Genomic DNA, 24,104 nt, shown 5'->3' with positions numbered 1-24,104 from the left:
GATGATGAAAATTCTTCCCGCCCTCGCCTTCATTGCCGCGATCGGCTCTGGCGTGGTCGGCGGCGTCTTCTTCGCCTTTTCCAATTTCGTCATGGCAGCACTTGCCAGGCTGCCCGTCCCAGCCGGCATCGCAGCGATGAATTCGATCAACATCACCGTAATTACGCCCGCCTTCATGACGGCGCTTTTCGGCACCGGCCTCATCTGCCTGGTGCTGATTGCCGCCGTCATCATGGGCTGGAGCCAATCGGGCTCGTACTGGCTGCTTGCCGGCGCCGTAATCTATCTCGTCGGCAACCCGATCGTGACCATGGTGTTCAACGTACCGCTCAACGACGCCCTGGCCGCCGTCGACCCGGCCAGCAGCAACGGCGCCGCCGTGTGGGCGAACCATCTGCGCCAATGGGTCATGTGGAACCACGTCCGCACCATCACCGCGATCGTGGCGATGGCCTGCTTCATCCTGGCGCTGATTTGAAGAGAGCGGCCAGCGGATAAAACACCGCCTCAGGCGGGGTCCGTCTTCTTGTGCGTCTTGCGGTCGGCGTGTCCCAGATCGCGCTCCGGGTCGATGACATCGCGGACCAGTTGCTTGAGCTTCGCCGCGTCCGGAAAACCGCCGTCGCGCTTGCGCTCCCAGATAAGCTGGTCGTTGCAGGAGATCGTGAAGATGCCGCCGGTGCCTGGCACCAGCGTCACCTCGCCGAGATCGGTGCCGAAGGTCGAGAGCAGCTCCTGTGCCATCCAGCCGGCTCTGAGCAGCCACTGGCATTGCGTGCAGTAGGTGATGCGGACGGCGGGCCGCGGCTTCTCGCTCATGTCGGATCGAGTTCCGCTCATACGGTCAGCCGATCAGGCCGCGCTGAGCTTGGCCATGGTTTCGTCGTCGACCTCGAAATTGGCGTAGACGCTCTGCACGTCGTCGTCGTCCTCAAGAGTGGCGACCAGCTTCATCAGCGACTGCGCCCGTTCTTCATCGACCGGCACGTTGTTCTGCGGCTGCCAGATCGGCTTCACCGACTCCGCTTCGCCGAGCGCGGCTTCGAGCGACTTCGATACCTCGCCGAGATTTTCGAAGCTGCAATAGACGGTGTGGCCTTCCTCGTCCGACTCGACGTCGTCAGCACCGGCCTCGATCGCGGCTTCCATCACCTTGTCCGCGCTGCCGGCCGAAGCCGGGTAATAGATCTCGCCGACGCGGTTCCACATGAACGACACCGAGCCGGTTTCGCCGAGCGCCCCGCCGGCCTTGGTGAAGGCGGCGCGCACATTGGACGCCGAGCGGTTGCGGTTGTCGGTCAGCACCTCGACGATCAGCGCCACGCCGCCGGGGCCATAGCCCTCATAGCGCACGGCCTCGTAGTTCTCGGCATCGCCGGCGGAGGCCTTGTTGATGGCGCGCTGGATGTTGTCCTTCGGCATCGACACCGCCTTGGCGTTCTGCACTGCAAGGCGCAGCCGCGGGTTCATCGCCGGGTCCGGCGTGCCGGTCTTGGCGGCGACGGTGATTTCGCGTGCCAGCTTGGAAAACATTTTCGACCGCACCGCATCCTGGCGGCCTTTCCGGTGCATGATGTTCTTGAACTGCGAATGGCCAGCCATGGCACCCCTGTCGTGTTCGGCTAGAGCATTTCTCGGCCGGGCGCGATCACCCGGCATCGGCAAATGCTCGAATTCAAAATTTCAGAACGCTGCAAGCGTGCCTGCGAAGGCCCGCGGCGCTCTCTGTCGGAATGGCCGGCTTATAGATAAATCGGCTCAATTCGTCCAGCCGGACCGTCGACCCTGACGGCTGACAGACCGAGATTGCCCTTGCAGCGCGGCATCATCCCTCCAGATCCGACTTCAGCCGGTCGAGGATGCTGATCGCATGGCCCGCATATTGGCCGATCCAGCGGTCGTGGATCTGCCTGATCGGCAGCGCGTTGAGATGGTTCCAGCGCTCGCGCCCCTCGCGCCTAGCCACGACCAGATCGGCCTCTTCCAGCACCTTCAGATGCATCATGACCGTGCAGCGATCCATGTCCGGGAAAGCCTCGCAGAGCGCCCCGGTGGTCTGCGGCTGATCCTTGAGCCGGTCGAGCAACTCGCGCCGGCGCGAGTGCGCCAAGGCCTTGAAAACACGATCGTCCGAGGTTGGGCTTGACATGTTATGTTTTTATAACATATTGTTTCACGAGGCAAGGAAGGAGCTGTGGATATGTCTCTTGGATTCAGGATTTCCGGACGCATCGGCAAGCCGGTCGCCGAAGTCTTCGACGCCGTGGTCAACCCGACGAAGCTCAGCGGCTATTTCACCACCATTGGCGGCGCCTCTGCTCCGCTGGTCGCCGGCACCACCGTCACCTGGTGGAAGACGGTGCCGGTCGAGGTCGACGAGGTGATCAAGGATAGGCGTATCGTGCTGCGCTGGGACGCGGCCGACACTGACGGCAAGCCGGCCTACAAGACACGCATCGAGATGAACTTCGAGCCGTTGGACGACGGCGGCACCTTCGTTACCATCGCCGAGGCCGGCTGGCACGAAGGCGAGGTCGGACTGAAGAAATCCTACCTCAATTGCGAGGGCTGGTCGCAGATGCTCGCCTGCATGAAGGCGTATCTCGAATACGGCATCAATTTGCGCGACGGCTATTATCGCGCCGAGATGAAAGGCGAGCCGGCCAACGAGACCAATATTTGACTCCCTTTGAGCGAGGAGGCCCGGCCGTGAAGGTAACGCCGTTCCTGATGTTCGAAGGTCAGGCCGAGGAGGCCATGACCCTCTATTGCGACACCGTTCCAGAAAGCCGCGTTGTCGACGTCACACGCTATGGCGCCGGTGAGGACGGACCCGAAGGCACGCTCAAGCTGGCCCGCGTCGTGATCGGCGGCACGGAGGTCATGGTCTTCAACAGCCCCGTGCATCACGCCTTCTCCTTCACGCCGTCGTTCTCGCTCTTCGTCGACTGTTCCTCCGAGGAGGAGCTCGATCGCATTGTCGGGGTGCTGGGCAAGGACGGCGCGTTTCTGATGCCGACCGACGATTACGGCTTCAGCCGCCGTTTCGCTTGGCTCAACGACCGCTTCGGCGTTTCCTGGCAGATCAACCTGCCCTAGCTTAATGCCCGCCGCCGGACCGCTGCTTCTTTCGACGCCGCGCCAGCATGTTGAGGCCCTCGACCAGCGCGGAAAAACCCATGGCGGCGTAGATGTAGCCCTTGGGCACGTGATAGCCCATGCCGTCGGCAATCAGCGTCATGCCGATCATCAGCAGGAAGCCGAGCGCCAGCATCACGATTGTGGGGTTCTTGGCGATAAAGTTGGCGAGCGGCGTCGCCGCCAGCATCATCACACTCACCGCCACGATGACAGCGATGTACATGATGGCGATCTCGTCGGTCATCCCGACGGCGGTGATGATGGAATCGATCGAGAAGACGAGGTCAAGCAGCAGGATCTGGAAGATCGCGCCGGCCAGGCTCATCTGCAGTGTGCCGCCCATCATCGAGTCCTGATGATCCTGCGGATCGACCGTGTGGTGGATTTCCTTGGTCGCCTTCCAGACAAGGAACAGGCCGCCGGCGATCAGGATCAGGTCGCGCCAGGAAAAGCCATGCCCGAACGCCGTGAACACCGGTGTCGTCAATTGCACGATGATCGAGATCGTGGCGAGCAGCACCAGCCGCATGCCCAGTGCCGCCGAGATGCCGAGTTTGCGGGCGCGGGCGCGCTGCGCTTCCGGCAGCTTGTTGGTCAGGATCGAGATGAAGATCAGGTTGTCGATGCCGAGCACCACCTCCAGCACCACCAGCGTCAGCAGCGCGATCCAGGCTGTGGGATCGGAGACAAAGGCAAAGTGCGGCGCCAGGAACTCGACAAGCTGCATGGAGGTCGTCCCCTCTACGATCTAGAGCAGTTTTCGCGGGTTTCGTCGCCAGTTAGGTACGACCGGTGCTCATATCAATATCATGACCAGAAGGACGGCGCGGTTTCCTCGAGTCTCGGCCCGCGGCGAAACGGCGCGATCTTCTCGGCGAGCCCGGTGCGGTCGGAAATTTCCACGCCGACGCCGCACAGCGTCGCCGGTCCATTCGCGGCCTCGAAACGACCTTTCGGCACTTTCGACAGGAAGCGGTTGAGCGGCTCTTCCTTGTCCATGCCAAGCGAGGAATCATAGTCGCCGCACATGCCGGCGTCCGAAATATAGGCGGTGCCGCCGTTGAGTATCTGATGATCGGCGGTCGGCTGGTGCGTGTGGGTGCCGACCACAAGGCTGGCACGGCCGTCGACGAAATGCGCGAAGCACATCTTTTCCGAAGTCGCCTCGGCATGGAAATCAATCACTACCGCGTCGGCCTGTTCGCCAAGCGGACAGGCGGCAAGCTCGCGCTCGCCGGCCTGGAACGGATCGTCGAGCTCGGGATGCATGAAGACGCGCCCCATGATGTTGGCGACCAGCACCCGCGCGCCGTTCCTGGCGATATAGACGCCGGAACCACGCCCCGGCGTGCCCTTGGGAAAATTGGAGGGGCGCAGGAAGCGCTCCTCGCGCGGCGCGAAGACCAGCGCGTCGCGCTGGTCCCAGACATGGTTGCCGGTGGTGACGACATCCGCGCCCGCCGCGAGCGTCTCGCGAAAAATCTCCTCGGTGATGCCGAAGCCGCCGGCGGCGTTCTCGCCATTGACGATGACGAAGTCGAGCTTGAAGTCGGATATCACGCCCGGCAGCTGTTCCCACACCGCCGTGCGCCCAGTTTTTCCGACCATGTCGCCGAGGAAGAGAAGTCTCATACGATCCCGCGTCGAAAGTCCGCCGAGCAAAAGCTGCATGACTTTCCGCAAAAGATCATGCGTTTCTCAACCGCTTTTCTACAATTGCGGCGTGAACCGGCGCAACCCGCTCCCGGTGAGTATTTCCGGGATGATCACATGATGGTCTTATACGGCACCACCGCCCCGTCCTAGCAGCCGAAGGCGACGTCTAACGCGCGCTCCGTCCGCGCAGCCAGAAAAACCAAACGTAGAAGACGGTGAAGCCGCCGGTACCTGCAAGGATCAACAGCATGCTGCGCCAGCCCTTCATTCCGGCGGTATCGAGGGTCGCTGGATCGCCAGGGTCGTAGTAGAATTTCACCTTCTCGCCGATCGACGCCTCGTGGAGACCGACAAGGTTTCCCTTTCCGGACCAGGTCATCGGCACGTCGTCAACCACATAGGCGAGGGCGACATTGATGCGCTCTATGGCGAGGCCATTTTTGTGCATTTCAGTGAAAGGACTGACATCCGTCACGGTAGCGACCGTCTGCCCCAGGCGGCTTGGTGGTACAGGGTGGTTCCGGTGATATGCAATCCCATCGCAAACAGTGCTGCCGCGATCAGAGCAAACGGCATCAGGATGAATCGCATGAAGACAAAATCCTTTGCTAACCTCAACTTGGATTGGATAGCAGGAATACTGTTGGATAGGGATTGGAATCGCGCGAAGCGGATCGGAATATTCTAAGAGGCGGTAAACCGGCGTAACCCGCTCTCGGTGAGTATTTCCGGGATGATCACGTCATGGTTCTCATCCGGCACTTGCGCCACCTCCTGGCAGTCGAACGCAATGCCGATCAGCCGCGGCGCCAGCCCTTTGTCGGCCAGCCTGGCGATCGCCCGGTCGTAATAGCCGGCGCCGTAGCCGATCCGGTGGCCGCGCGCGTCGAACGCCGCGAGCGGAACAAACATGAGCGAGGGGTCGAGCTCTTCGGCCTCCTCGTGCGGTCCGACCGTGCCGAAACCCATCTCGACCATTGGCGCGCCGCGCACCAGCTCGCGGAAGACGATGGTTGTCTTGTTGAGGATCGCCGGCAGGCAAAGCCTGGCGCCTTTCTCGCGCAGCGCGAACATCAGCGGCCGCACATCGACCTCGGAGCGCATCGGCCAGAAGCCGGAGACGATCTGGCCCGGTTCGACAGCGATCTGGTCACGCGCCGTCTCAGCCATTTCGAGCGCGATCTCGACCCGCCAGAATTCGTCCAGCGCATCCCGCCGCGCCAGAGCTTCCTTGCGAAGCTGTTTTTTCAGGTCCTTTGATGAGGTCATGCGCAGACGTTAGAAAAGGTCGTATCCGGACGAAGTTGCAGGAGCGACGCTTTCTACCGCATCAAATTCAAAAACGGGAGAGTGGCGATCCACACAACCGGTGGAGAGGTCGATCCCGGGTGCCTACAAAGTAGGTGGGCGCCGTGTGAGAAAACCCACGGGTCTTCCCAGGGACAGCTCCCTAAGGATCGATAAGGCCCCGGGGATAAGTTTCTCCTGCCGGGAAGCGCAGACCGCCAAAACCAATATAGGCCGATGGTTGACCGAGCGCCAGAAGGACACCGCTCCAAGCGGCCGCAAATCTGCGTCATGGGCCTTGCGGCGTTGCCATGCCTTGAACAGCCTGGCCAGCGTCCTTAGGGTCGCGGCCGAACTATGAGGAGAAGAAATGCGTTTCGAAGGCACCGCGGCTTACGTCGCCGACAAGGATTTGATGGTGGCGGTCAACGCCGCCATCGTTCTGGAGCGACCGTTGCTGGTCAAGGGTGAGCCGGGCACCGGCAAGACCGAACTCGCCCGTCAAGTGGCGGCGGCGCTCGGCCTCGATTTCATCGAATGGAACGTCAAATCGACCACCAAGGCGCAGCAGGGCCTCTACGAGTATGACGCCGTCTCGCGGCTGCGCGACAGCCAGCTCGGTGACGACCGGTTCAGCGACATCAAGAACTACATCAAACGCGGCAAGCTGTGGGACGCCTTCGCGGCATCGAAAAAGGTCGTTCTCCTGATCGACGAGATCGACAAGGCCGACATCGAATTCCCCAACGATCTTCTGCAGGAACTCGACCGGATGGAGTTCTTCGTCTACGAGACCGGCGAGACCATCCGCGCCGAATTTCGGCCGATCGTCATCATCACCTCCAACAACGAGAAGGAGTTGCCGGACGCCTTTCTGCGCCGCTGCTTTTTCCACTACATCCGCTTCCCCGATATCGAGACGCTGCACCGGATCGTCGACGTGCATTATCCCGGCATCAAGCAGAATCTCGTGCGGGCCGCGCTTACCCAGTTCTACGAGATCCGTGACGTGCCCGGGCTGAAGAAGAAACCATCCACCTCCGAAGCGCTCGACTGGATCCGACTGCTGGTCGCCGACGACATCGCGCCGGAGGATCTGCGCTCCGATCCGAAGAACATGTTGCCGAAGCTGCATGGCGCGTTGCTCAAGAACGAGCAGGACGTGCACCTCTTCGAACGCTTGGCCTTCATGGCCAGGCGCCAGCAATAGGCTTGGCAGCAATAGCGCTTTGTCCGTCTGTGGACCGTTGCCGACAGGCGGCGGTTGCCGCAGCTTCCGACCAAAACGTTGGAGAAAAACATGTCCGAGATCACCGTCCGCCCGCTTACCCAGTCCGACCGCTCCGACTGGCGCCGGCTATGGACCGCCTACCTCACCTTCTACGAGACCAAGCTGCCGGAAGAGGTCTACGACGTCACCTGGAAGCGCCTGTTCACGCCTGGCGAGTTCGAGCCGAAAGGCTTTATCGCCACGCTTGAGGGCAAGGCCGTCGGCCTGACCCACTATCTCTACCACCGCTCCTGCTGGTCCGAGGTCAACACCTGCTATCTGCAGGATCTGTTCGCCGACCCCGAAGTGCGCGGCAAGGGCATCGGCGCGGCGTTGATCAAAGCGGTGCAGGACGAGGCCGGCAAGATCGGCGTGAAGAACGTCTACTGGATGACGCACGAGACCAACGCTACCGCGCGCCGGCTGTACGACCATGTGGCGCGGCGCACGGGCTTCATCGAGTACGATCTGTTGTGAAACGGTTGAAACCGGTCCAGCTGCGCAATATATTGCGCATCGGAAAGCCGCCGTGCCGCTGATTGAGACTAACACGCGCAAGATCATAGCGCGGCTTTTGCGCGACGGCTGGTCGAGCGTCGGAGGCGGCAAGCACGACAAATACGAGCACCCCGGGAAAACCGGATGTGACCATCATCGTGCCGCGGCACCGCGAGCAATCTCCGGGCGTTGCACGCTCGATCGCCAAGCTCGCCGGATGGATTTGAGGCCTGATCGCATGACGCATTATATCGGAGTTCTGGACGGCGCAGATAATGTCTGGGGAATCCGGGTCCCCGACCTCCCGGGCTGCCATGGCGGCGGCGCCAGCCCCGAGGAGGCGATTGCCGATGCAACATCGGCGATACGCGAATGGGCCGAAACTCGGTTGGCAAAGCACGTCTCGTTACCCGAAGCACGAACGGTGGCGGACTTGTTACGATCAGGTGAGATCGATAGCGCCGCAGGCGAGTCTGCCGTCATGATCCCGCTGCTGATCGACTCCGGTCGGTCAGTCCGGGCAAACCTGTCGTTGGACGCTGGTCTGCTTGCGGCGATCGATACTGAAGCCAGCCGCCGGGGCCTGACGCGCTCTGCCTTCATTGCGAGTGCCGCGCGTGAAAAGATCGAGGGGCAGAGATAGCCGTCTGGCGATGTTCATCCCCTTCTTCCTTGAACTGAAAGCCGCGCGGGTTCCCGTTTCGCTCCGGGAGTATCTGTCGCTGCTGGAAGGCCTGGAAGCTGGGCTGGTCGACTACGACGTCGAGGGTTTTTACTACCTCGCGCGCTCGGCCCTGGTGAAGGACGAGCGCCATATCGACCGTTTCGATCAGGTGTTCGCGCATGTCTTCAAGGGCGTCGAAGCGCTCGCCGGTCCGGACGCTGTCGACGTCGCCAACATCCCCGAGGAATGGCTGCGCCGGCTCGTCGAAAAGCACCTGAGCGACGAGGAGAAGAAGCTGGTCGAGGCGCTGGGCGGCTTTGACAAGCTGATGGAGACGCTAAAGCAGCGCCTGGAGGAGCAGAAGGGCCGGCACCAGGGCGGCTCGAAATGGATCGGCACCGGCGGCACCTCGCCCTTCGGCGCCTATGGCTACAATCCGGAAGGCGTGCGCATCGGCCAGCACGAAAGCCGCCACCGTCGCGCAGTGAAAGTCTGGGACAAGCGCGAGTTCAAGAACTTCGACGACGCGATCGAGCTCGGCACCCGCAACATCAAGGTGGCGCTGAAGCGGCTGCGGCGCTGGGTGCGCGAGGGCGCCGAGGAAGAGTTCGACCTGCCCGGCACCATCCACGCCACCGCCGAGCACGGCTATCTGGACGTGAGAACCCGGCCGGAGCGGCGCAACGCGGTGAAGCTCCTGATGTTCTTCGACGTCGGCGGCTCGATGGATGGTCACGTCAAAACCGTCGAGGAGCTGTTCTCCGCCGCGCGCGCCGAATTCCGCCACCTCGAGTATTACTACTTCCACAATTGTCTTTACGAGCGCGTCTGGAAGGACAATCGCCGCCGCCTGGCCGAGACGATCCCCACCTTCGACCTTATCCACAAATATGGGCCGGACTATAAGGTGATCGTGGTCGGCGACGCCTCGATGAGCCCTTACGAAATTGCGCATCCCGGCGGCTCGGTCGAGCACTGGAACCCGGAGGCCGGCGGCGTCTGGCTCGGTCGGCTGCTGCAGCAGTGGCCGAACGCGGTCTGGTTGAACCCTGAGGCTGAGAAGAACTGGCGCTACACCCATTCCATCGCGATGATCAGCGACATCTTCGGCGGCCGCATGTTCCCGCTGACGCTTGCCGGGCTCGAAGCGGCAACGAAGCAGCTATCGAGGAAGCATTGAGTGTGACAGTAATTCGCGGAAACCAGCGGCGATTGCGTTGTCAGTCCCAGCGCTGGTCAGTGGTGTAACAAACACCTATCTTCGTGCGAACATGACATGCCAACCAACAACGAGCCGCCAAGGCCGAGGAGATTTCATGGACACCCACGCCTATCCCGTCACCCGCACCGATGCCGAGTGGCGCGCCCGGCTGACGCCGGAGCAGTATGCCGTCATGCGCAACCACGGCACCGAGCGTCCCGGCAGCTGCGCCCTGCTCTACGAGAAGCGCGCCGGCACTTTCTTCTGCGTCGGCTGCGACCAGCCGCTGTTCGAATCCAAGCTGAAGTTCGAGAGCGGAACCGGCTGGCCGAGCTTCAACGATCCGGTCCCGGGCTCGATCGAGACCACCGTCGACCGCAGCTACGGCATGGTCCGCACCGAGTGCCACTGCTCGCGTTGCGGCAGCCATCTCGGCCATGTCTTCGAGGACGGTCCGCCGCCGACCGGCCTGCGCTATTGCATCAACGGCGTGTCGCTGCGCTTCGAGCCGGCGGCCTGACAGCCAGTTCGTGGTAGCTTTGTAAGGGCGGCTTCGGCCGCCCTTTTTCGATTCAGACGACGACCGTCGCGATCAGCCAGAGCGCCGAGCCCAGCATCATCAACTGCGCCTTGAACCCGCCGGCCGTTTCCGCCGTCCGCCAGACGGCAAGGGCGAGAAAGATGTTGTAGGGGGCGGGAAGGAAATGCACCGTGAGCACCAGCCAGAGCGGCAGCTTCAGCCCAAGCAGGACAAGCGCCAGCCCGGACGAAGCGATGTTGATCGCCGTGCCGGCGAGCAGCATGTCGCGCCAGAACAGCCGGTCGAGCGGCACAATGCCTTGCCAGCGCGAGCGGAAGAAGCCGGCAACCATCTGTGCTCTACTCCTGCCTCAGCACTTGGGTGACGGCTTGCTCGAAGCGCGAGCATTCCGTCGCCAGCCAGTCGGCCATGGCCGGCCAATTGTCCTCGGCAAAGCAGTTGACCCGCCACTGCGAATTTATGCCGAGATTCTGCGCGCTCTGCTCCGGCCTGAGCTTCAGCCGCGCCTCGATCGCCGGTTGGAATGGCATCAGCCGCGTCCAGACCTCCGTCGCGCCGAGCTTCTCGTTGCGGCCGAAGAAGACGCCGACCACGTTCTCGCTTGGCGCGACATACATGGACAGCACCAGGGCGAACTCCGGCATTCCGCGCTGCCAGAACCATGGCCCGCGTCGCGCCAGCCGCGCCCTTTCTTCCGGGTGCCGTTCGGCGAACAGCGCCCAGAACCCGCGATGCCGGAACTCCGAAGCGCGATGGCCGCCGAAGTCGAACTCACTCATGGCCGTCCCTAGAGTCAATTCCAGGAAAGTGTAGCGGTTTCCGTCCGGAATTGCGCAAAAGCAAATGGTTGGAGCAGTTCAGCGATTCCAGCAAAACGCTGAACTGCTCTAGCCGCGAGGCTTAGACCATGCCGAGCGCGGCCTTGTACAGATCGAGGATCGACTCCTCCTCCTGGCGCTCGGCCTGATCCTTCTTGCGCAGCCGGACGATGGTGCGGATCGCCTTGGTGTCGAAGCCGGTGCCCTTGGCCTCGCCATAGACGTCCTTGATGTCGTCGGAAATCGTCTTCTTTTCTTCCTCGAGCCGCTCGATGCGCTCGATGATGGCGCGCAGCTGGCCGGCGGCTACAGTCTGGCTGGTCTCGGTGATCTCGTCGGCCATTTTTTCTCTCCGCGTTTTTTTGCGCCACGGCGATTCCCGCCCGGCAAAATTGGAGCGGGTTCGATGCCCGAGCAGGCGCGGCGGGTCAAGACATTATCGATGCGGCATGAAGGGTTGGAGCACCCCAGGCTGTGCTGAGATTCTGGTCAGGCCGAGCCGGAGTCGAAGACGGGCGCGAAGCGGGCGAGAACGGTTGTTCCGAGAACCGGAGCCGAGCGTGCTTGGAGTACGTGGGCACGGGCCTAAGGTGGCCGTAGCCTTAACTGCGACGTGCCTGGTGAGTGCTTCGGCGGCGAAGGCCGGAACCCCAGGAAGCCGGCGTTTGCAGGCCGGCCTCACCTGAAGATCAGCACATTCAGCCAAAGGCGATGAGCAAATCCTTCGCATCGATCTGGTCGCCGGCCTTGACCAGCACCTCTGCCACCACGCCGTCGCGCTCGGCGTGCAACGCGGTCTCCATCTTCATCGCCTCGATCGAGAGCAGCACGTCGCCCGCCTTGACCGCCTGGCCTGGCGCCACGGCAAGAGCCGACACCACGCCCGGCATCGGCGCCCCGACATGCGCCTCGTTGCCCGGCTCGGCCTTGCGCCGCGCCTTGGCGGCCGAAGCGCCATGCGCGCGGTCCGGCACCTTCACGCGACGCGGCTGGCCGTTGAGCTCGAAGAAGACGGTGACCATGCCTTTTTCGTCGACGTCGCCGAACGCCTGGCAGCGTATCACCAGGGTCTTGCCCTTCTCGATGTCGACGAAGATCTCGTCTTCCGACTTCATGCCGTAGAAATAGGTCGGCGTCGGCAGCACGCTGACCGGGCCATAGGTCTCCTGAGCGGCGGCGAAGTCGGTGAAGACTTTCGGATACATCAGCCAGGAGGCGAATTCGAACTCGGTGAGCTTGCGCTCGAGCTTCTCCTCGATCTCCTTGCGGCTGGCCTTGAGGTTCGCCGGCTTGAGCAGCGAGCCCGGCCGGACGGTGATCGGCTTTTCGCCCTTCAGCGCCTTCTTCTGCAGCGCTTGCGGCCAACCGCCCGGCGACTGGCCGAGATCGCCGCGCAGCATCGAGACGACCGAGTCCGGGAAGGCGATGTCCTTCGCCGGGTTCTCGACATCGGTGACCGTGAGGTCCTGGCTCACCATCATCAGCGCCATGTCGCCGACCACTTTCGACGACGGCGTCACCTTGACGATATCGCCGAACATCAGGTTGACGTCGTGATAGGCCTGCGCCACCTCGTGCCAGCGCGTTTCGAGCCCAAGCGAGCGCGCCTGTTCCTTGAGATTGGTGAACTGGCCGCCCGGCATCTCGTGCAGATAGACTTCCGAGGCCGGTCCCTTGAGGTCGCTTTCAAAAGCGGCGTATTGGTTGCGAACCGCTTCCCAATAGAACGAGATGTGGCGGATCCACTGCGGGTCGAGGCCGGGGTCGCGCTCGGTGCCCTTGAGCGCCTCGACGATCGAGCCGAGGCAAGGCTGCGAGGTGTTGCCGGAGAACGAATCCATCGCCGCGTCGATGGCGTCGACGCCGGTCTCGACCGCCGCCAGCACCGTCGCCGCCGACAGGCCGGAGGTGTCGTGCGTGTGGAAATGGATCGGCAGGTCGGTCTCTTCGCGCAGGGCCTTGAACAGCACGCGCGCCGCCGAGGGCTTCAATAGGCCAGCCATGTCCTTGACGGCGATGATATGCGCGCCGGCCGCTTCCAGTTCCTTCGCCAGCCCGACATAATATTTCAGGTCGTATTTGGCGCGCGCCGGATCGAGTATGTCGCCGGTGTAGCACATCGCCGCTTCGATCAGCTTGCCCTCGGCACCCACCGCGTCCATCGCGACGCGCATGTTCTCGACCCAGTTCAAGCAGTCGAAGACGCGGAACAGGTCGACGCCGCCGGCAGCTGCCTGTTTGACGAAATGCTGCACGACATTGTCGGGATAGTTGGTGTAGCCGACGCCGTTGGCGCCGCGCAGAAGCATCTGCAGCAGAAGATTGGGGGCTGCCTCGCGCACTCTGCTCAGACGCTCCCACGGATCCTCGGTGAGGAAGCGCATGGCGACGTCGAAGGTGGCGCCGCCCCAGCATTCCAGTGAGAGCAGTTGCGGCAGCGCCCGCGCATAGGTGCCGGCGATGCCGGCGATGTCGTAGGTGCGCATGCGGGTGGCGAGCAGCGACTGGTGTCCGTCGCGCATCGTCGTGTCGGTAACGAGCACCTGGGCTTGCTCGCGCATCCATGCCGCGAACTTCTGAGGCCCAAGCGCGTCGAGCCGCTGCTTGCTGCCGTCCGGCACCTTGCCGTTGAGATAGGGCACCACAGGCGCCGCCGCATCCGCCTTCGGCATTGGCCGTCCGCGCGTCTCGGGATGGCCGTTGACACTGACGTCGGCGAGATAGTTGAGCAGCTTGGTGGCGCGGTCCTGCCGCTTGACCTGCTCGAACAGCTCCGGCGTCGTGTCGATGAACTTGGTGGTGTAGGAATTGTCGGCGAAGCTCGGGTGGTTGATGATCGCTTCGAGGAAGGTGAGATTGGTGGCGACGCCGCGGATGCGGAACTCGCGCAATGCCCGGTTCATGCGCGCGATCGTCTCGGCCGGCGTCGGCGCCCAGGCCGTCACCTTTTCGAGCAGCGGATCGTAGAACCGGGTTATGACCGCGCCCGAATAGGCGGTGCCGCCGTCGAGGCGGATGCCGAAGCCGGTGGCGCCGCGATATGCGGTGATGCGCCCGTAATCGGGGATGAAATTGTGTTCCGGGTCCTCGGTGGTGATGCGGCACTGCAGGGCGTGGCCGTTGAGCTTGATGTCCTTCTGCGCCGGCACGCCGGATTCCGGCGTGCCGATGGCGAAGCCGTCGAGGATGTGGATTTGCGCCTTTACGATATCGATGCCGGTCACCATCTCGGTGACCGTATGCTCGACCTGGATGCGCGGGTTGACCTCGATGAAATAGAACTTGCCGGTGTCGGCGTCCTGCAGGAACTCGACGGTGCCGGCGCCGATGTAGCTGGTCTCGCGCGCGATCTTCAGCGCGTAGCCGCAGAGTTCCTCGCGCAGTTTCTCGCTGAGGTAGGGAGCCGGCGCACGTTCGACGACCTTCTGGTTGCGGCGCTGGATCGAACAGTCGCGCTCGAACAGATGCACGGCATTGCGCTGCGTGTCGCCCAGCACCTGCACCTCGACATGGCGGGCGCGCTCGATCAGCTTTTCGAGATAGACCTCGTCCTTGCCGAAGGCGGCCTTCGCCTCGCGCTTGCCTTCCATGACTTCGCGCGCGAGGTCGGCTTCAGCGCGGATGGCGCGCATGCCGCGGCCGCCGCCACCCCACGAGGCCTTGAGCATCACCGGATAGCCTATTTCCGCGGCGAGCTTTTTCACCTCGTCCATATCGTCGGGCAGCGGATCGGTGGCGGGCACGACCGGCACGCCGACCTCGATCGCCAGGTTGCGCGCCGCCACCTTGTTGCCGAGCCGGCGCATCGTCTCGGGCTTCGGCCCGATGAAGGTGATGCCGGCGGCAGCGCAGGCCTCGGCGAATTCGGGGCTTTCCGACAACAGGCCGTAGCCGGGGTGGATCGCATCGGCACCCGAGAGGCGCGCGACGCGGATCACCTCGTCGATCGACAGATAGCTTTCGATCGGACCCATGTCCTTGGTGAGATGCGGACCGCGCCCGACCTGGTAGCTTTCGTCGGCCTTGAAGCGGTGCAGCGAATATTTGTCCTCTTCCGCCCAGATCGCCACGGTTTTGAGGCCTAGTTCGTTGGCCGCGCGAAAGACGCGGATGGCGATTTCGGACCGGTTGGCGACGAGGATCTTCGTGATTGCCAAGGACTGGGCTCCAGTAGCGGAAGGTGAGGTGAACCGGCGCAATGATTAGCGTGAAAATGCTGCAGCGCAAACAAAATAGCGCGACACTTCAATCGATTTAAATCGTTTGTTTGCGCCAAACCTTCGCGACGGCCTCCGAGCGCCTGGACGACAACGCCGACGAACTCGGCGAGGGACACGAAGGCAGGCTGGATGCGCGGCCAACAAAAAATGCCCGGCGCTCAGCGCCGGGCATCTCGGAAAGTCGGCTCTTCTTTGCCGGCTTATTGCTCGAAGTAGGAGTACTTGCCGTCTTCGCCCTTCTTCCAGGTGTACATGACATAGTCCGGGCGGGTGATGTCGCCCTTGGAGTCATAACCAATGTCGCCGATGGCGGTCTTCCAGGGGCCGCCCGACTTGATCGTCTCGGCGACTTTCTGCGCATCGTCGGCGGAGCCGGTCTTCGTGATGGCCGCAGCGATGATCTGGATCGCGGCGTAGGAGTAGAGCGTGTAGGCCTCCGGTTCGAAACCGGCAGCGCGGAACTTCTCCACGAGCTCCTTGGCGTTCGGGTTCTTGCGCGGATCCGGCGCGAACGTCATCAGCGTGCCTTGGACGGCGTCGCCGGCGATCGAGGCGAGCTCGTTCGACACGATGCCGTCGCCCGACATGAACTGGGCCTTGAGGCCCTGGTCGGCGAGCTGGCGGATGATGAGGCCGGCCTCCGTATGCAGGCCGCCATAGTAGACGACGGAGATACCGGCTTCCTTCATCTTGGCGATGAGCGCCGAGAAGTCCTTGTCGCCGACATTGATGCCTTCATACATGGCTTCGTTGACGCCATTGGCGTTGAGCGCCTTCTTGGTTTCGTCGGCAAGGCCCTGGCCATAAGGGGTCTTGTCATGGATGAGCGCGATCTTGGCGTCCTTGAAGTTCTTGGCGACATAGTCGCCGGCAACCTTGCCCTGCTGGTCGTCGCGTCCGCAGGTGCGGAACGTATTCCACATGCCGCGTTCGGTGAACTTGGGATTGGTCGCGGCCGGCGTGATTTCGAGGATGCCATTCTCGGCATAGACCTCCGACGCAGGAATTGAGACGCCCGAATTGAAGTGGCCATCGACGAACTTGATGCCGTCGGCGACAAACTTGTTGGCGACCGAGATGCCCTGCTTCGGATCCGACACGTCGTCACCCACGCTCAGCTTAAGTTGCTGGCCGAGGACTCCGCCGGCCGCGTTGATGTCGGCGACCGCCTGTTCGGCGCCCTTCTGCAGCTGCGCGCCGAAGGCCGCGTTCGGACCGGTGATCGGACCGGCGACGCCGATCAGAATGTCGGCCCACGCGCTGCCGCTGAACGCGATGAACGCGGTCAGCGCCACGGCGGACAAGAGTGATTTTTTCATTGAAACGCTCCCATTTACGGAGTGGGCGTGGATGATACTTTCATGCGATGCCCACCCTTATCGCAGAAAGCATAGAATGCCGATTTTCAGGCACTTGTCACGCCAAATTCATTCCCCGGAACGGCGTTGATCATGAACGTCAACCCTTTGGTTTCCAGCTCAATAAGGAGGCTCTTTCGTAGAGCCAATTATACTGAGTGACCATCTGGTTCGTGCGCGTGTATTGATACCCAAGGAAGCCCAGTATCATCAGCACGATGGTGTCGACGATATAGTAGTGCAGCGAAAACATCGTGCCGTCGAACAGCGCGTGGTGGATGAACCTTATGCCGATGCCGAGTCCGAGCATATAGAGGAACAGCTGAAAGAAGCTGCGCCAGGTCTGCGCGCTCGCCTTGCCGGTCATCCACGCCGCCCATCCGCCGAGCAGGCAGGTGACGAACAGGAACTGCCAGATCGAGGCTTCCTCGTAGAGAATGCCCTGCATGATGAAGTCTCCTGAACTCAGTGGTGGCCGCCTTCGAGATAGGCGGCGCGCACTTCCGGATTGGCGAGCAGCTCCTTGCCGGTGCCGCTCATCGTCACATTGCCGTTGACCATGACGTAGCCGCGATTGGCGAGCTTCAGCGCGCCGAAAGCGTTCTGCTCGACCAGGAACACGGTCAGCCCTTGGGTCCGGTTCAATTCGCGGATTGCATCGAAGATCTGCTTGACGATCAGCGGCGCCAATCCCAGCGACGGCTCGTCGAGCAGAAGCAGCTTCGGCCGGGCCATCAGCGCACGGCCGATCGACAGCATCTGCTGCTCGCCGCCCGAGAGCGTGCCGCCGCGCTGGCCGATGCGCTCCTTCAGCCGCGGGAACAGCGCAAACACCTTCTCGGCATCCTCGTCAAAATGTTTTAGGTTGTCGAGGCTGGCGCCCATCTGCAGGTTTTCCATCACCGTCATGCGCGGAAAGATGCGGCGTCCCTCAGGCGACTGGGCGATGCGCATCCGCGCGATCTCGTGCGTCGGCAACTGCGTGATGTCGTTGCCGGCAAAGGTGATGGAGCCGCTGCGCGCACGCGGCGCGCCGAAGATCGTCATCATCAACGTCGACTTGCCGGCGCCGTTGGCGCCGATCAGCGCCACGATCTCACCTTGGTTGACGGTGACGTCGACACCGTTCAGCGCGCGGATGTTGCCGTAATAGGTCTGCACGCCCTTGATATCGAGCAGCGTTGTGCCGGCCATTACTTACGCCCTCCGCGCGGCTTGGCTGTCGAGGATTTCGCGGCCGGCTTGCCCGTGGCCCGCTCGGACGACTTTCTTGGCGCTTTGGCCTTGGCATCGACCTGAGCCGCTTTCGAGGCGCCTCTTGATACCATGACCCGTTCGCCCTCGTCCGCGTGTTCGACAGTATCGGAAACCGGCCCCGCCATCATCGAGGCGGAACTGCCCGGCCCGTGAGCCGCATCAGGCCCGGTATCGAGCTGCTCGATGACATCCTCGTCGCCGACTTCGGTCAGCACCTCTTCCACTTCCTCGTCGTCGACGCCGAGATAAGCGGCAATCACGCGCGGATCGGTCCGGACCGACTGCGGGCTGCCATCGGAGATCTTGCGGCCGTATTCCAGCACCACGACGTGATCGGAGATCTGCATGACCACCGACATGTCGTGCTCGATGAGCAGGATCGACGTGCCGGTGTTGTCCTTGATGTCCATCAACAGTTCATTGAGCGAGGCCGACTCCTTCGGATTGAGACCGGCGGCCGGCTCGTCGAGGCACAAAAGCTCAGGTCCGGTGCACATGGCGCGCGCGATCTCCAGCCGCCGTTGCGCGCCATAGGGCAGGTCGCCGGCCGGATCGTCGGCGCGGTCGACGAGATTGGCCTTTTCCAGCCAGTGCTTGGCGAGATCGATCGATTCAGCCGAGGCCTGCCGGTAGCTGGAGAAGCCGAACAGGCCGAGGAAGGTATAGCCCGAGGCCTTCATCAGCTTGTTGTGCTGGGCGACCAGGAGGTTCTCCAGCAGCGTCATGCCCGAGAACAGGCGGATGTTCTGGAAGGTGCGCGCCACTTTGGCGCGCGCCGGGATCTCGTGATTGGGCAGGCGCTCGAGCAGATAGTTCGAGCCGTCGCGCCGGCTGAGCGTGATCATGCCTTCCGAAGGTTTGTAGAAGCCGGTGATGCAATTGAACACCGTCGTCTTGCCGGCACCGTTCGGCCCGATCAGCGCGGTGATCTCGCCGCGCTTGGCCTGGAACGACAGGTCGCCGATCGCGATCAGGCCGCCGAACTTCATCGACAGATGCTCGACCTGCAGGATGAAGTCGTTCATGGAAACTTGCGCGCTCATCAGCCGTGGCCCTCCTTGGTGAAGGAGCCTGAGACCGCTTTTCGCTCCTTGAGGAAGGCTGTTGGTTCTCGACTGCCGACGAAGCCGCGCGGCTTCCACAGCATGACGATCACCATCGCAACGCCGAACAATAGCATGCGGTAGAGCTCCGGCGTGAAGTCCGGACCGAACACCACCTTGAGGAAGCCCAGCTCGCGCAGGATCTCGGTGCCGCCGATCATCACCAGCGCCGCCACCGCGATACCGCCCAACGAGCCCATGCCGCCGAGCACGACGATGGCCAGGATGATCGCCGATTCAAGGAAGACGAAGGATTCCGGGCTGACGAAGCCCTGGCGCGCGGCGAAGAACGAGCCGGCGAAGCCGCCGAACATGGCGCCGGTGGCGAACGCCGTCAGCTTGGTGGTGGTGGTGTTGATGCCGAGCGAGCGGCAGGCGATCTCGTCCTCGCGCAGCGCTTCCCAGGCGCGGCCCACCGGCAGGCGGCGCAGCCTGATGGTGACGAAGGCGGTGAGGAAGCAGAGCGCCAGAATGAGATAATAGAGGAAGATCTTGTAGTAGGCGCCCGACTGGGCGATGCCCAGCACCTTGGCGATGTAGTTCGGGTCCGAGACGTTGAACGACATCAGCCCGAAGAAGGAGACCTTCGGGATGCCGGAAATGCCGGCCGAGCCGTTGGTCACCTCACGCCAGTTGATCAGCACCAGACGGATGATCTCGCCGAAGGCGAGCGTGACGATCGCCAGATAGTCGCCGCGCAGCCGCAACACCGGGAAGCCGAGCATGACGCCCCAGAAGGCGGCCATGGCGCCGGCGGCAGGCAGCAGGATCCAGAACGACAGGCCAAAATGCGTGCCGAGCAGCGCATAGGCATAGGCGCCGACGGCGTAAAAGGCGACATAGCCGAGGTCGAGCAGGCCGGCTAGCCCGATGACGATGTTGAGGCCCCAGGCCAGCATCACATAAATCAGGATCTGGATGCCGAAATTGTCGACCCATTTCAGCGAGCCCTGGAAGCCGAACAGAAGCACCATCGCCACTGGATAGAGGATCAGCACCGTGGCGCCGATCTTGTTGAAGTTTCGCCGCACGAAGCCGGGCTCCACGGCGATCGCAGGCGCCTTGGCCCTTTCAGCCCTTGATCGTTCGAGCGCCGGAACCGCATAGGCAACATAGAGGAAGCGCCCGACGACAACGGCGAGGACCACCAGGGCGAGCAAGCCCCAACGCTGCACCAGGATCAGCTCGTTGTTGATGTTCTGATCGGTCCTGAGACCGATGAACAGCACGAACAGGCCGAGCGCGATGGCGCCGGCGTAGAGCGCTTCGCGGAACGCGCGCTGGATGGGAGTAGCGACGACGTCGCGCTCCGGAGAAACGGTAACGGCCATGAGGATCAGACCTTTTCGACTTCAGGCCGGCCCAGGATGCCGGAGGGCAGGAAGATGAGCACGATCGCCAGGATCGAGAAGGCCGCGACGTCCTTGTAGTCGATCGAGAAATAGGCCGACCACATGCTCTCGATGAAGCCGATCAAAAGCCCGCCGAGCACTGCGCCCGGCAGCGAGCCGATGCCGCCAAGCACCGCCGCCGTGAAGGCCTTCACGCCCGGCACGAAGCCGTCTGAGAAGACCACCACGCCATAATACATCAAGAAAAGCGTCCCGGCGACCGCGGCAAGCGCTGCGCCCATGATGAAGGTGATGGAGATTGTGCGGTCGACGTCGACGCCAAGCAGCGCCGCCATCTTGCGGTCCTGCTCGCAGGCGCGCTGCGCCCGCCCCAATGCCGTCCTGTTGACGAGATACCAGAAGATCGCCAGCAGCACGGCGGTGACCAGCACGATGATGATCTGCTTCAGCGAGACGCTGATGCCGTCGATCGTATAGACCTGGCTGACCAGCGGCGGGATCGGCTTGTTGCGCGGCCCTTGCGTGACCTGCACGAAGTTGGACAGGGCGATCGACATGCCGATGGCGGTGATCAGCGGCGCCAGCCGGAACGATCCGCGCAGCGGCCTGTAGGCCACCTTCTCGATCGTCCAGTTGTAGAGGCTGGTGAGCAGCATGCCCACGATCATCATGATCAGGAGCGCCACCACCACCGGCACCGAATAGAACATCGCGCCGAGGATCAGGAAGACGATGAGGGCCGTGAAGGCGCCCACCATGAAGATATCGCCATGGGCGAAATTGATCATGCCGATGATGCCGTAGACCATCGTGTAGCCGATCGCGATCAGCCCGTAGATAGATCCCAGCGTCAGCCCGTTGATAAGCTGCTGGACGAAATACTGCATATTTAAGCGGCTCCCCTGGAATGTCGCCTTCGAGGACGCATTCCTTTTCGTATTGCCCCTAGTCGTAAAGTTTCAAGCCCGGATTGCAACGTGATTTTTCAATCGCCGCGCGTGGTTTGGAAGCACGCTGCCCGATTGCCCGCTTTTTCGCACCCGGCCCCTGGACTATCGCGGACCCTATCATTGGCACAACGCAATGTCTTTGACGATTAAGCCGTATCATGCGCGTCGTTTCGAAGAAATCGCCGTCAAAATAAATTGATGAGAAGATCCTTGCGTCAGCGGCAGCGCTCGATTTTGCCGTCCCGCGCATTCCGCCAAGTCAGGATTCTGCTCGGTATGACGGTCATGTGACGGCGAGGCGAACGGCGGCCGAAATCACCTTTGCCGATTGGTTCGGTAGTCAGGTTTCGACGAACGACGAGGCGGCCTGACGCGCCGAACGGGAGCGATCAGGTGACGATGAACCCGTGCGCGAACGGATCGCGGTCGTCGATGAAGATGGTGTTCAGTCCGGTCATGCGCGCCCAGCCGCCGATCGAGGGGATGATGGCTGGTTTGCCGGCCACGCTGACCTCCTTTTCGACCCTGCCCTTGAACAGCGAGCCGATGATCGACTCATGGACAAAACTGTCGCCAACCTTGAGCCTGCCCTTGGCGTGGAGCTGCGCCATGCGCGCCGAGGTGCCGGTGCCGCAAGGCGAGCGGTCGATCGCCTTGTCGCCATAGAATACGGCATTGCGGGCATCGGCCTCGGCATCTCTCGGCTTGCCGGTCCACAGCATGTGCGACAGTCGGTTGATGCCCGGATTTTCCGGGTGAATGAACGAGTATTTCTCGTTGAGGCGCTGGCGCACAAGCGGGCTCCAGGCGATGAGGTCGGCGGCCGAATGGTCGGCCATGTCGCGGTAGTTCTCCTGCGGCTCGACGATGGCATAGAAATTGCCGCCATAAGCGACGTCGACGCTGATCTCGCCAAGCACCGGGCACTCCACCGACAGCCCTTCGGCGTAAAGGAAGGACGGCACGTTGGTGATGCGCACCTCCTCGACATATTCGCCGATCTGCTTGTATTCGGCGACGACAAGGCCGGCCGGCGTGTCGAGCCTGAGCACGCCCGGCGTCTTCGGCTTCACCAGCCCATGCTCGATCGCCATCGTCACGGTGCCGATGGTGCCGTGGCCGCACATCGGCAGGCAGCCCGAGGTTTCGATGAAGAGGATCGCGATCTCGCAGTCCTCGCGCGTCGGCTGATAGAGGATCGAGCCGGACATCACGTCATGACCGCGCGGCTCGAACATCAGCCCGGTCCGGATCCAGTCATATTCGGCGAGGAAATGCGCCCGCCGTTCCATCATCGTCGCGCCTACTAGCAGTGGGCCGCCGCCGGCAACCAGCCTCACCGGATTGCCGCAGGTGTGGCCGTCGATGCAGAAGAAGGATTTCTTGGCCATGATGGCTCCCTGAAATATCAGAATTCTGGCGAATTGTCAGAACCGTTGCGGGCGGAAAGGAGTGAGATCGATCGGCGGCTCCTGCCCGAGAAGGAGATCTCGGATCGAGCGGCCGGTCGCTGCCGCCTGGGTCAGGCCGAGATGGCCGTGGCCGAAAGCGTAGACGATGTTCGGCGCCCGCGCCCTGCCGATGACCGGCAGCGAATCCGGCAGCGATGGCCGGAAGCCCATCCACTCGCGGCCACCCGACGGATCGAGCCCGGGCAGGAAACGCTTGGCTTTTTCCAGCATCGCCTTCGAGCGCGCGAAATTAGGCGCTCGTTCGAGGCCTCCGAGCTCGACGGCGCCGCCGACGCGCAAGCCGGTTTCCAGCGGCGTGATGACGAAGCCGTGGCCGGAAAAGATTAGCTGCCGCTTCACGTCGAAGGCCGACACCGGCAGCGTGGTGTTGTAACCGCGTTCGGTCTCCAGCGGGATGCGGTCGCCGATATCTTTGGCCAGCAGATGCGACCAGGCGCCGGCGGCGATCACGAGCTGCTTCGCCTTTCGGGCCGTGCCGTCCGCAAGCATAAGCGTGACGCCGTTTGTTCGGGTCCCGATACGCTCGACGCGCGCGTGCTCGAAGCGTGCGCCGAGCCGCTCCGCATAGGCCCAGATCGCCTTGCCGAGCAGTTTCGGATCGGCGACTGTCTTCCACCCCGGCACGAAGGTGCCCTTGACGAAGCGCGGCGAAAGACCCGGCTGCAGCGCCGCCATCTCCTCACCCTCGACATGGCGGAAGCCTATGCCGAAACGTTCGCGCGCCCTCCAGCCGGACAGCGAGGCGCGGAACTCGGCCTCGCTTTCGTAGAGTTCGAGCGAGCCGTCCTCACGCAGCATCGGCCGCGTGCCGGAGCGGTCGAGCAAACCCATCCATTCGGCTTCGGCGAGTTTCATCATGCCGGCCTGCGCCGCAAGGCTCGCCTCGAAGTGCCTGGCGGCGCCCGCGCGCCAGAAGCGGAACAGCCAGGGAAGAAGTTTAGGCAGATAGGCCGGCGGGATGGCAAGAGGCCCCAGCGGATCGGCAAGCCATTTCGGCAACTGCCTGATCATCCCCTTTTGCGCCAGCGGCAGCACGTCGGAGAAGGCGAAGGCGGCAGCGTTGCCGGAGCTCGTCTCCTCGCAAATGCCCGTCCGATCGAAAATGGTGACGCTGCGTCCCGCCTCCGCGAGCAAGGTGGCGGCGCAAATGCCGATGATGCCGCCGCCGATGATGGCGATATCTTTCCCTTCTCCCCGGTCACGGGGAGAAGGCGCCCGACGGGCGGATGAAGGGCGGCGCCCCTCTTCGGTCGGCTTGGCATTTCCTTGCACGCTGGCGCTGTCCCTCGTCTGTCTGCCGCCATCTGCTCCGCGTG

26 protein-coding genes, 1 other RNA gene and 1 pseudogene are annotated in these 24,104 nt (G+C 62.8%); 8 read left to right on the top strand and 20 right to left on the bottom strand.

What is annotated here, in order from left to right; translation table 11 throughout:
• The first annotated feature begins 1 nt into the window (after position 1).
• Positions 2-478, top strand: a complete 477-nt coding sequence (locus tag A9K71_RS23600) for a DUF1772 domain-containing protein (protein WP_067001727.1) — start codon at positions 2-4, stop codon at positions 476-478.
• 29 nt (positions 479-507) lie between these two features.
• Here the strand turns inward: A9K71_RS23600 and A9K71_RS23595 are convergent, their stop codons facing one another.
• From A9K71_RS23595 to A9K71_RS23585, 3 genes are all read right to left on the bottom strand, one after another.
• A complete protein-coding gene (locus A9K71_RS23595) occupies positions 508-819 on the bottom strand; it encodes a SelT/SelW/SelH family protein (protein WP_128373438.1) in 312 nt (103 codons plus the stop codon).
• Positions 820-852: 33 nt separating this feature from the next.
• Complete coding sequence (locus A9K71_RS23590) at positions 853-1,602, bottom strand: YebC/PmpR family DNA-binding transcriptional regulator (RefSeq protein ID WP_067001721.1); 750 nt, start codon at positions 1,600-1,602, stop codon at positions 853-855.
• Between the two features lie 223 nt (positions 1,603-1,825).
• Positions 1,826-2,149, bottom strand: a complete 324-nt coding sequence (locus tag A9K71_RS23585) for a helix-turn-helix domain-containing protein (RefSeq protein WP_067001718.1) — start codon at positions 2,147-2,149, stop codon at positions 1,826-1,828.
• Between the two features lie 51 nt (positions 2,150-2,200).
• Here A9K71_RS23585 and A9K71_RS23580 point away from each other — a divergent pair, with 51 nt between their 5' ends.
• The gene (locus A9K71_RS23580) at positions 2,201-2,683 is read left to right on the top strand and encodes an SRPBCC domain-containing protein (protein WP_067001716.1); all 483 of its coding nucleotides are present in this window, start codon (positions 2,201-2,203) and stop codon (positions 2,681-2,683) included.
• A gap of 26 nt (positions 2,684-2,709) precedes the next feature.
• A complete protein-coding gene (locus A9K71_RS23575) occupies positions 2,710-3,099 on the top strand; it encodes a VOC family protein (protein WP_280940573.1) in 390 nt (129 codons plus the stop codon).
• A 1-nt stretch (position 3,100) separates the two neighbouring features.
• On the opposite strand, the gene A9K71_RS23570 is transcribed toward A9K71_RS23575, so the two are convergent.
• The 5 genes from A9K71_RS23570 to ssrS all read right to left on the bottom strand — a co-directional run bounded on the left by A9K71_RS23570 (position 3,101) and on the right by ssrS (position 6,304).
• Positions 3,101-3,868, bottom strand: a complete 768-nt coding sequence (locus A9K71_RS23570) for a TerC family protein (protein WP_067001713.1) — start codon at positions 3,866-3,868, stop codon at positions 3,101-3,103.
• Positions 3,869-3,948: 80 nt separating this feature from the next.
• Positions 3,949-4,773, bottom strand: a complete 825-nt coding sequence (locus A9K71_RS23565) for a YmdB family metallophosphoesterase (protein ID WP_067002189.1) — start codon at positions 4,771-4,773, stop codon at positions 3,949-3,951.
• A gap of 190 nt (positions 4,774-4,963) precedes the next feature.
• A complete protein-coding gene (locus A9K71_RS23560) occupies positions 4,964-5,272 on the bottom strand; it encodes a hypothetical protein (RefSeq protein WP_156752755.1) in 309 nt (102 codons plus the stop codon).
• A 209-nt stretch (positions 5,273-5,481) separates the two neighbouring features.
• Entirely contained in the window at positions 5,482-6,066 is a 585-nt protein-coding gene (locus A9K71_RS23550) for a 5-formyltetrahydrofolate cyclo-ligase (RefSeq protein ID WP_067001704.1), read from the bottom strand.
• A gap of 82 nt (positions 6,067-6,148) precedes the next feature.
• Positions 6,149-6,304, bottom strand: a non-coding RNA gene (gene ssrS / locus A9K71_RS23545) — 6S RNA.
• Between the two features lie 150 nt (positions 6,305-6,454).
• Between ssrS and A9K71_RS23540 the strand changes: the two genes are divergently transcribed.
• The 5 genes from A9K71_RS23540 (at position 6,455) to msrB (ending at position 10,237) form a co-directional block, all read left to right on the top strand.
• Positions 6,455-7,294, top strand: a complete 840-nt coding sequence (locus A9K71_RS23540) for a MoxR family ATPase (RefSeq protein WP_067001701.1) — start codon at positions 6,455-6,457, stop codon at positions 7,292-7,294.
• A gap of 90 nt (positions 7,295-7,384) precedes the next feature.
• Entirely contained in the window at positions 7,385-7,831 is a 447-nt protein-coding gene (locus A9K71_RS23535) for a GNAT family N-acetyltransferase (RefSeq protein WP_067002187.1), read from the top strand.
• Positions 7,832-7,883: 52 nt separating this feature from the next.
• Entirely contained in the window at positions 7,884-8,495 is a 612-nt protein-coding gene (locus A9K71_RS23530; protein ID WP_245299748.1) for a type II toxin-antitoxin system HicB family antitoxin, read from the top strand.
• A 10-nt stretch (positions 8,496-8,505) separates the two neighbouring features.
• Positions 8,506-9,696 carry a VWA domain-containing protein gene (locus tag A9K71_RS23525; protein ID WP_067001697.1) on the top strand — a complete coding sequence of 397 codons (1,191 nt, stop codon included), beginning with the start codon at positions 8,506-8,508 and terminating at the stop codon, positions 9,694-9,696.
• A gap of 136 nt (positions 9,697-9,832) precedes the next feature.
• Positions 9,833-10,237 carry a peptide-methionine (R)-S-oxide reductase MsrB gene (gene msrB / locus A9K71_RS23520; RefSeq protein WP_067001694.1) on the top strand — a complete coding sequence of 135 codons (405 nt, stop codon included), beginning with the start codon at positions 9,833-9,835 and terminating at the stop codon, positions 10,235-10,237.
• A gap of 52 nt (positions 10,238-10,289) precedes the next feature.
• Here msrB and A9K71_RS23515 read toward each other — a convergent pair whose 3' ends face one another.
• The 12 genes and pseudogenes from A9K71_RS23515 to A9K71_RS23460 all read right to left on the bottom strand — a co-directional run bounded on the left by A9K71_RS23515 (position 10,290) and on the right by A9K71_RS23460 (position 24,060).
• On the bottom strand, positions 10,290-10,589 hold the full coding sequence (locus tag A9K71_RS23515; RefSeq protein ID WP_082980670.1) for a hypothetical protein: 300 nt from the start codon (positions 10,587-10,589) through the stop codon (positions 10,290-10,292).
• A 7-nt stretch (positions 10,590-10,596) separates the two neighbouring features.
• Complete coding sequence (locus A9K71_RS23510; protein WP_067001692.1) at positions 10,597-11,037, bottom strand: hypothetical protein; 441 nt, start codon at positions 11,035-11,037, stop codon at positions 10,597-10,599.
• Positions 11,038-11,158: 121 nt separating this feature from the next.
• Positions 11,159-11,419 carry a DUF2312 domain-containing protein gene (locus A9K71_RS23505; RefSeq protein ID WP_067001689.1) on the bottom strand — a complete coding sequence of 87 codons (261 nt, stop codon included), beginning with the start codon at positions 11,417-11,419 and terminating at the stop codon, positions 11,159-11,161.
• 355 nt (positions 11,420-11,774) lie between these two features.
• Positions 11,775-15,233, bottom strand: coding sequence for a pyruvate carboxylase (pyc, locus tag A9K71_RS23500; RefSeq protein ID WP_067001687.1), 3,459 nt, complete (start codon positions 15,231-15,233; stop codon positions 11,775-11,777).
• Between the two features lie 263 nt (positions 15,234-15,496).
• Complete coding sequence (locus tag A9K71_RS23495) at positions 15,497-16,615, bottom strand: branched-chain amino acid ABC transporter substrate-binding protein (RefSeq protein WP_067001684.1); 1,119 nt, start codon at positions 16,613-16,615, stop codon at positions 15,497-15,499.
• A 139-nt stretch (positions 16,616-16,754) separates the two neighbouring features.
• Positions 16,755-17,102 (bottom strand): DUF6867 family protein, encoded by a 348-nt coding sequence (locus tag A9K71_RS23490; RefSeq protein WP_067001681.1) that lies wholly within the window; start codon positions 17,100-17,102, stop codon positions 16,755-16,757.
• 17 nt (positions 17,103-17,119) lie between these two features.
• Positions 17,120-17,848, bottom strand: a complete 729-nt coding sequence (locus A9K71_RS23485; RefSeq protein ID WP_067001678.1) for an ABC transporter ATP-binding protein — start codon at positions 17,846-17,848, stop codon at positions 17,120-17,122.
• Between the two features lie 23 nt (positions 17,849-17,871).
• Positions 17,872-18,954, bottom strand: a pseudogene (locus A9K71_RS23480) (ABC transporter ATP-binding protein); the annotation flags it as partial.
• Positions 18,954-20,345, bottom strand: coding sequence for a high-affinity branched-chain amino acid ABC transporter permease LivM (livM, locus tag A9K71_RS23475; protein ID WP_067001672.1), 1,392 nt, complete (start codon positions 20,343-20,345; stop codon positions 18,954-18,956). The pseudogene A9K71_RS23480 and the gene livM, both read right to left, overlap by 1 nt.
• A 5-nt stretch (positions 20,346-20,350) precedes the next feature.
• Entirely contained in the window at positions 20,351-21,253 is a 903-nt protein-coding gene (locus A9K71_RS23470; protein WP_067001669.1) for a branched-chain amino acid ABC transporter permease LivH, read from the bottom strand.
• A 452-nt stretch (positions 21,254-21,705) separates the two neighbouring features.
• On the bottom strand, positions 21,706-22,707 hold the full coding sequence (locus tag A9K71_RS23465; RefSeq protein WP_067001666.1) for a 4-hydroxyproline epimerase: 1,002 nt from the start codon (positions 22,705-22,707) through the stop codon (positions 21,706-21,708).
• 36 nt (positions 22,708-22,743) lie between these two features.
• A complete protein-coding gene (locus A9K71_RS23460; RefSeq protein WP_067001663.1) occupies positions 22,744-24,060 on the bottom strand; it encodes an FAD-dependent oxidoreductase in 1,317 nt (438 codons plus the stop codon).
• Between the last annotated feature and the right edge of the window lie 44 nt (positions 24,061-24,104).

Origin of the sequence: Mesorhizobium sp. WSM3873 (genome assembly GCF_001672445.1) — a bacterium.
Classification (GTDB): Bacteria; Pseudomonadota; Alphaproteobacteria; order Rhizobiales; family Rhizobiaceae; genus Mesorhizobium.
This window is presented reverse-complemented; position numbering and strand designations above follow the sequence as displayed.

Coding starts and splice junctions, on each gene's coding strand:
- A9K71_RS23600 (WP_067001727.1), top strand. CDS start 2: ATGATGAAAATTCTTCCCGCCCTCGCCTTCATTGCCGCGATCGGCTCT.
- A9K71_RS23595 (WP_128373438.1), bottom strand. CDS start 819: ATGAGCGAGAAGCCGCGGCCCGCCGTCCGCATCACCTACTGCACGCAA.
- A9K71_RS23590 (WP_067001721.1), bottom strand. CDS start 1,602: ATGGCTGGCCATTCGCAGTTCAAGAACATCATGCACCGGAAAGGCCGC.
- A9K71_RS23585 (WP_067001718.1), bottom strand. CDS start 2,149: ATGTCAAGCCCAACCTCGGACGATCGTGTTTTCAAGGCCTTGGCGCAC.
- A9K71_RS23580 (WP_067001716.1), top strand. CDS start 2,201: ATGTCTCTTGGATTCAGGATTTCCGGACGCATCGGCAAGCCGGTCGCC.
- A9K71_RS23570 (WP_067001713.1), bottom strand. CDS start 3,868: ATGCAGCTTGTCGAGTTCCTGGCGCCGCACTTTGCCTTTGTCTCCGAT.
- A9K71_RS23565 (WP_067002189.1), bottom strand. CDS start 4,773: ATGAGACTTCTCTTCCTCGGCGACATGGTCGGAAAAACTGGGCGCACG.
- A9K71_RS23550 (WP_067001704.1), bottom strand. CDS start 6,066: ATGACCTCATCAAAGGACCTGAAAAAACAGCTTCGCAAGGAAGCTCTG.
- A9K71_RS23540 (WP_067001701.1), top strand. CDS start 6,455: ATGCGTTTCGAAGGCACCGCGGCTTACGTCGCCGACAAGGATTTGATG.
- A9K71_RS23535 (WP_067002187.1), top strand. CDS start 7,385: ATGTCCGAGATCACCGTCCGCCCGCTTACCCAGTCCGACCGCTCCGAC.
- A9K71_RS23525 (WP_067001697.1), top strand. CDS start 8,506: ATGTTCATCCCCTTCTTCCTTGAACTGAAAGCCGCGCGGGTTCCCGTT.
- msrB (WP_067001694.1), top strand. CDS start 9,833: ATGGACACCCACGCCTATCCCGTCACCCGCACCGATGCCGAGTGGCGC.
- A9K71_RS23515 (WP_082980670.1), bottom strand. CDS start 10,589: ATGGTTGCCGGCTTCTTCCGCTCGCGCTGGCAAGGCATTGTGCCGCTC.
- A9K71_RS23510 (WP_067001692.1), bottom strand. CDS start 11,037: ATGAGTGAGTTCGACTTCGGCGGCCATCGCGCTTCGGAGTTCCGGCAT.
- A9K71_RS23505 (WP_067001689.1), bottom strand. CDS start 11,419: ATGGCCGACGAGATCACCGAGACCAGCCAGACTGTAGCCGCCGGCCAG.
- A9K71_RS23495 (WP_067001684.1), bottom strand. CDS start 16,615: ATGAAAAAATCACTCTTGTCCGCCGTGGCGCTGACCGCGTTCATCGCG.
- A9K71_RS23490 (WP_067001681.1), bottom strand. CDS start 17,102: ATGCAGGGCATTCTCTACGAGGAAGCCTCGATCTGGCAGTTCCTGTTC.
- A9K71_RS23485 (WP_067001678.1), bottom strand. CDS start 17,848: ATGGCCGGCACAACGCTGCTCGATATCAAGGGCGTGCAGACCTATTAC.
- livM (WP_067001672.1), bottom strand. CDS start 20,345: ATGGCCGTTACCGTTTCTCCGGAGCGCGACGTCGTCGCTACTCCCATC.
- A9K71_RS23470 (WP_067001669.1), bottom strand. CDS start 21,253: ATGCAGTATTTCGTCCAGCAGCTTATCAACGGGCTGACGCTGGGATCT.
- A9K71_RS23465 (WP_067001666.1), bottom strand. CDS start 22,707: ATGGCCAAGAAATCCTTCTTCTGCATCGACGGCCACACCTGCGGCAAT.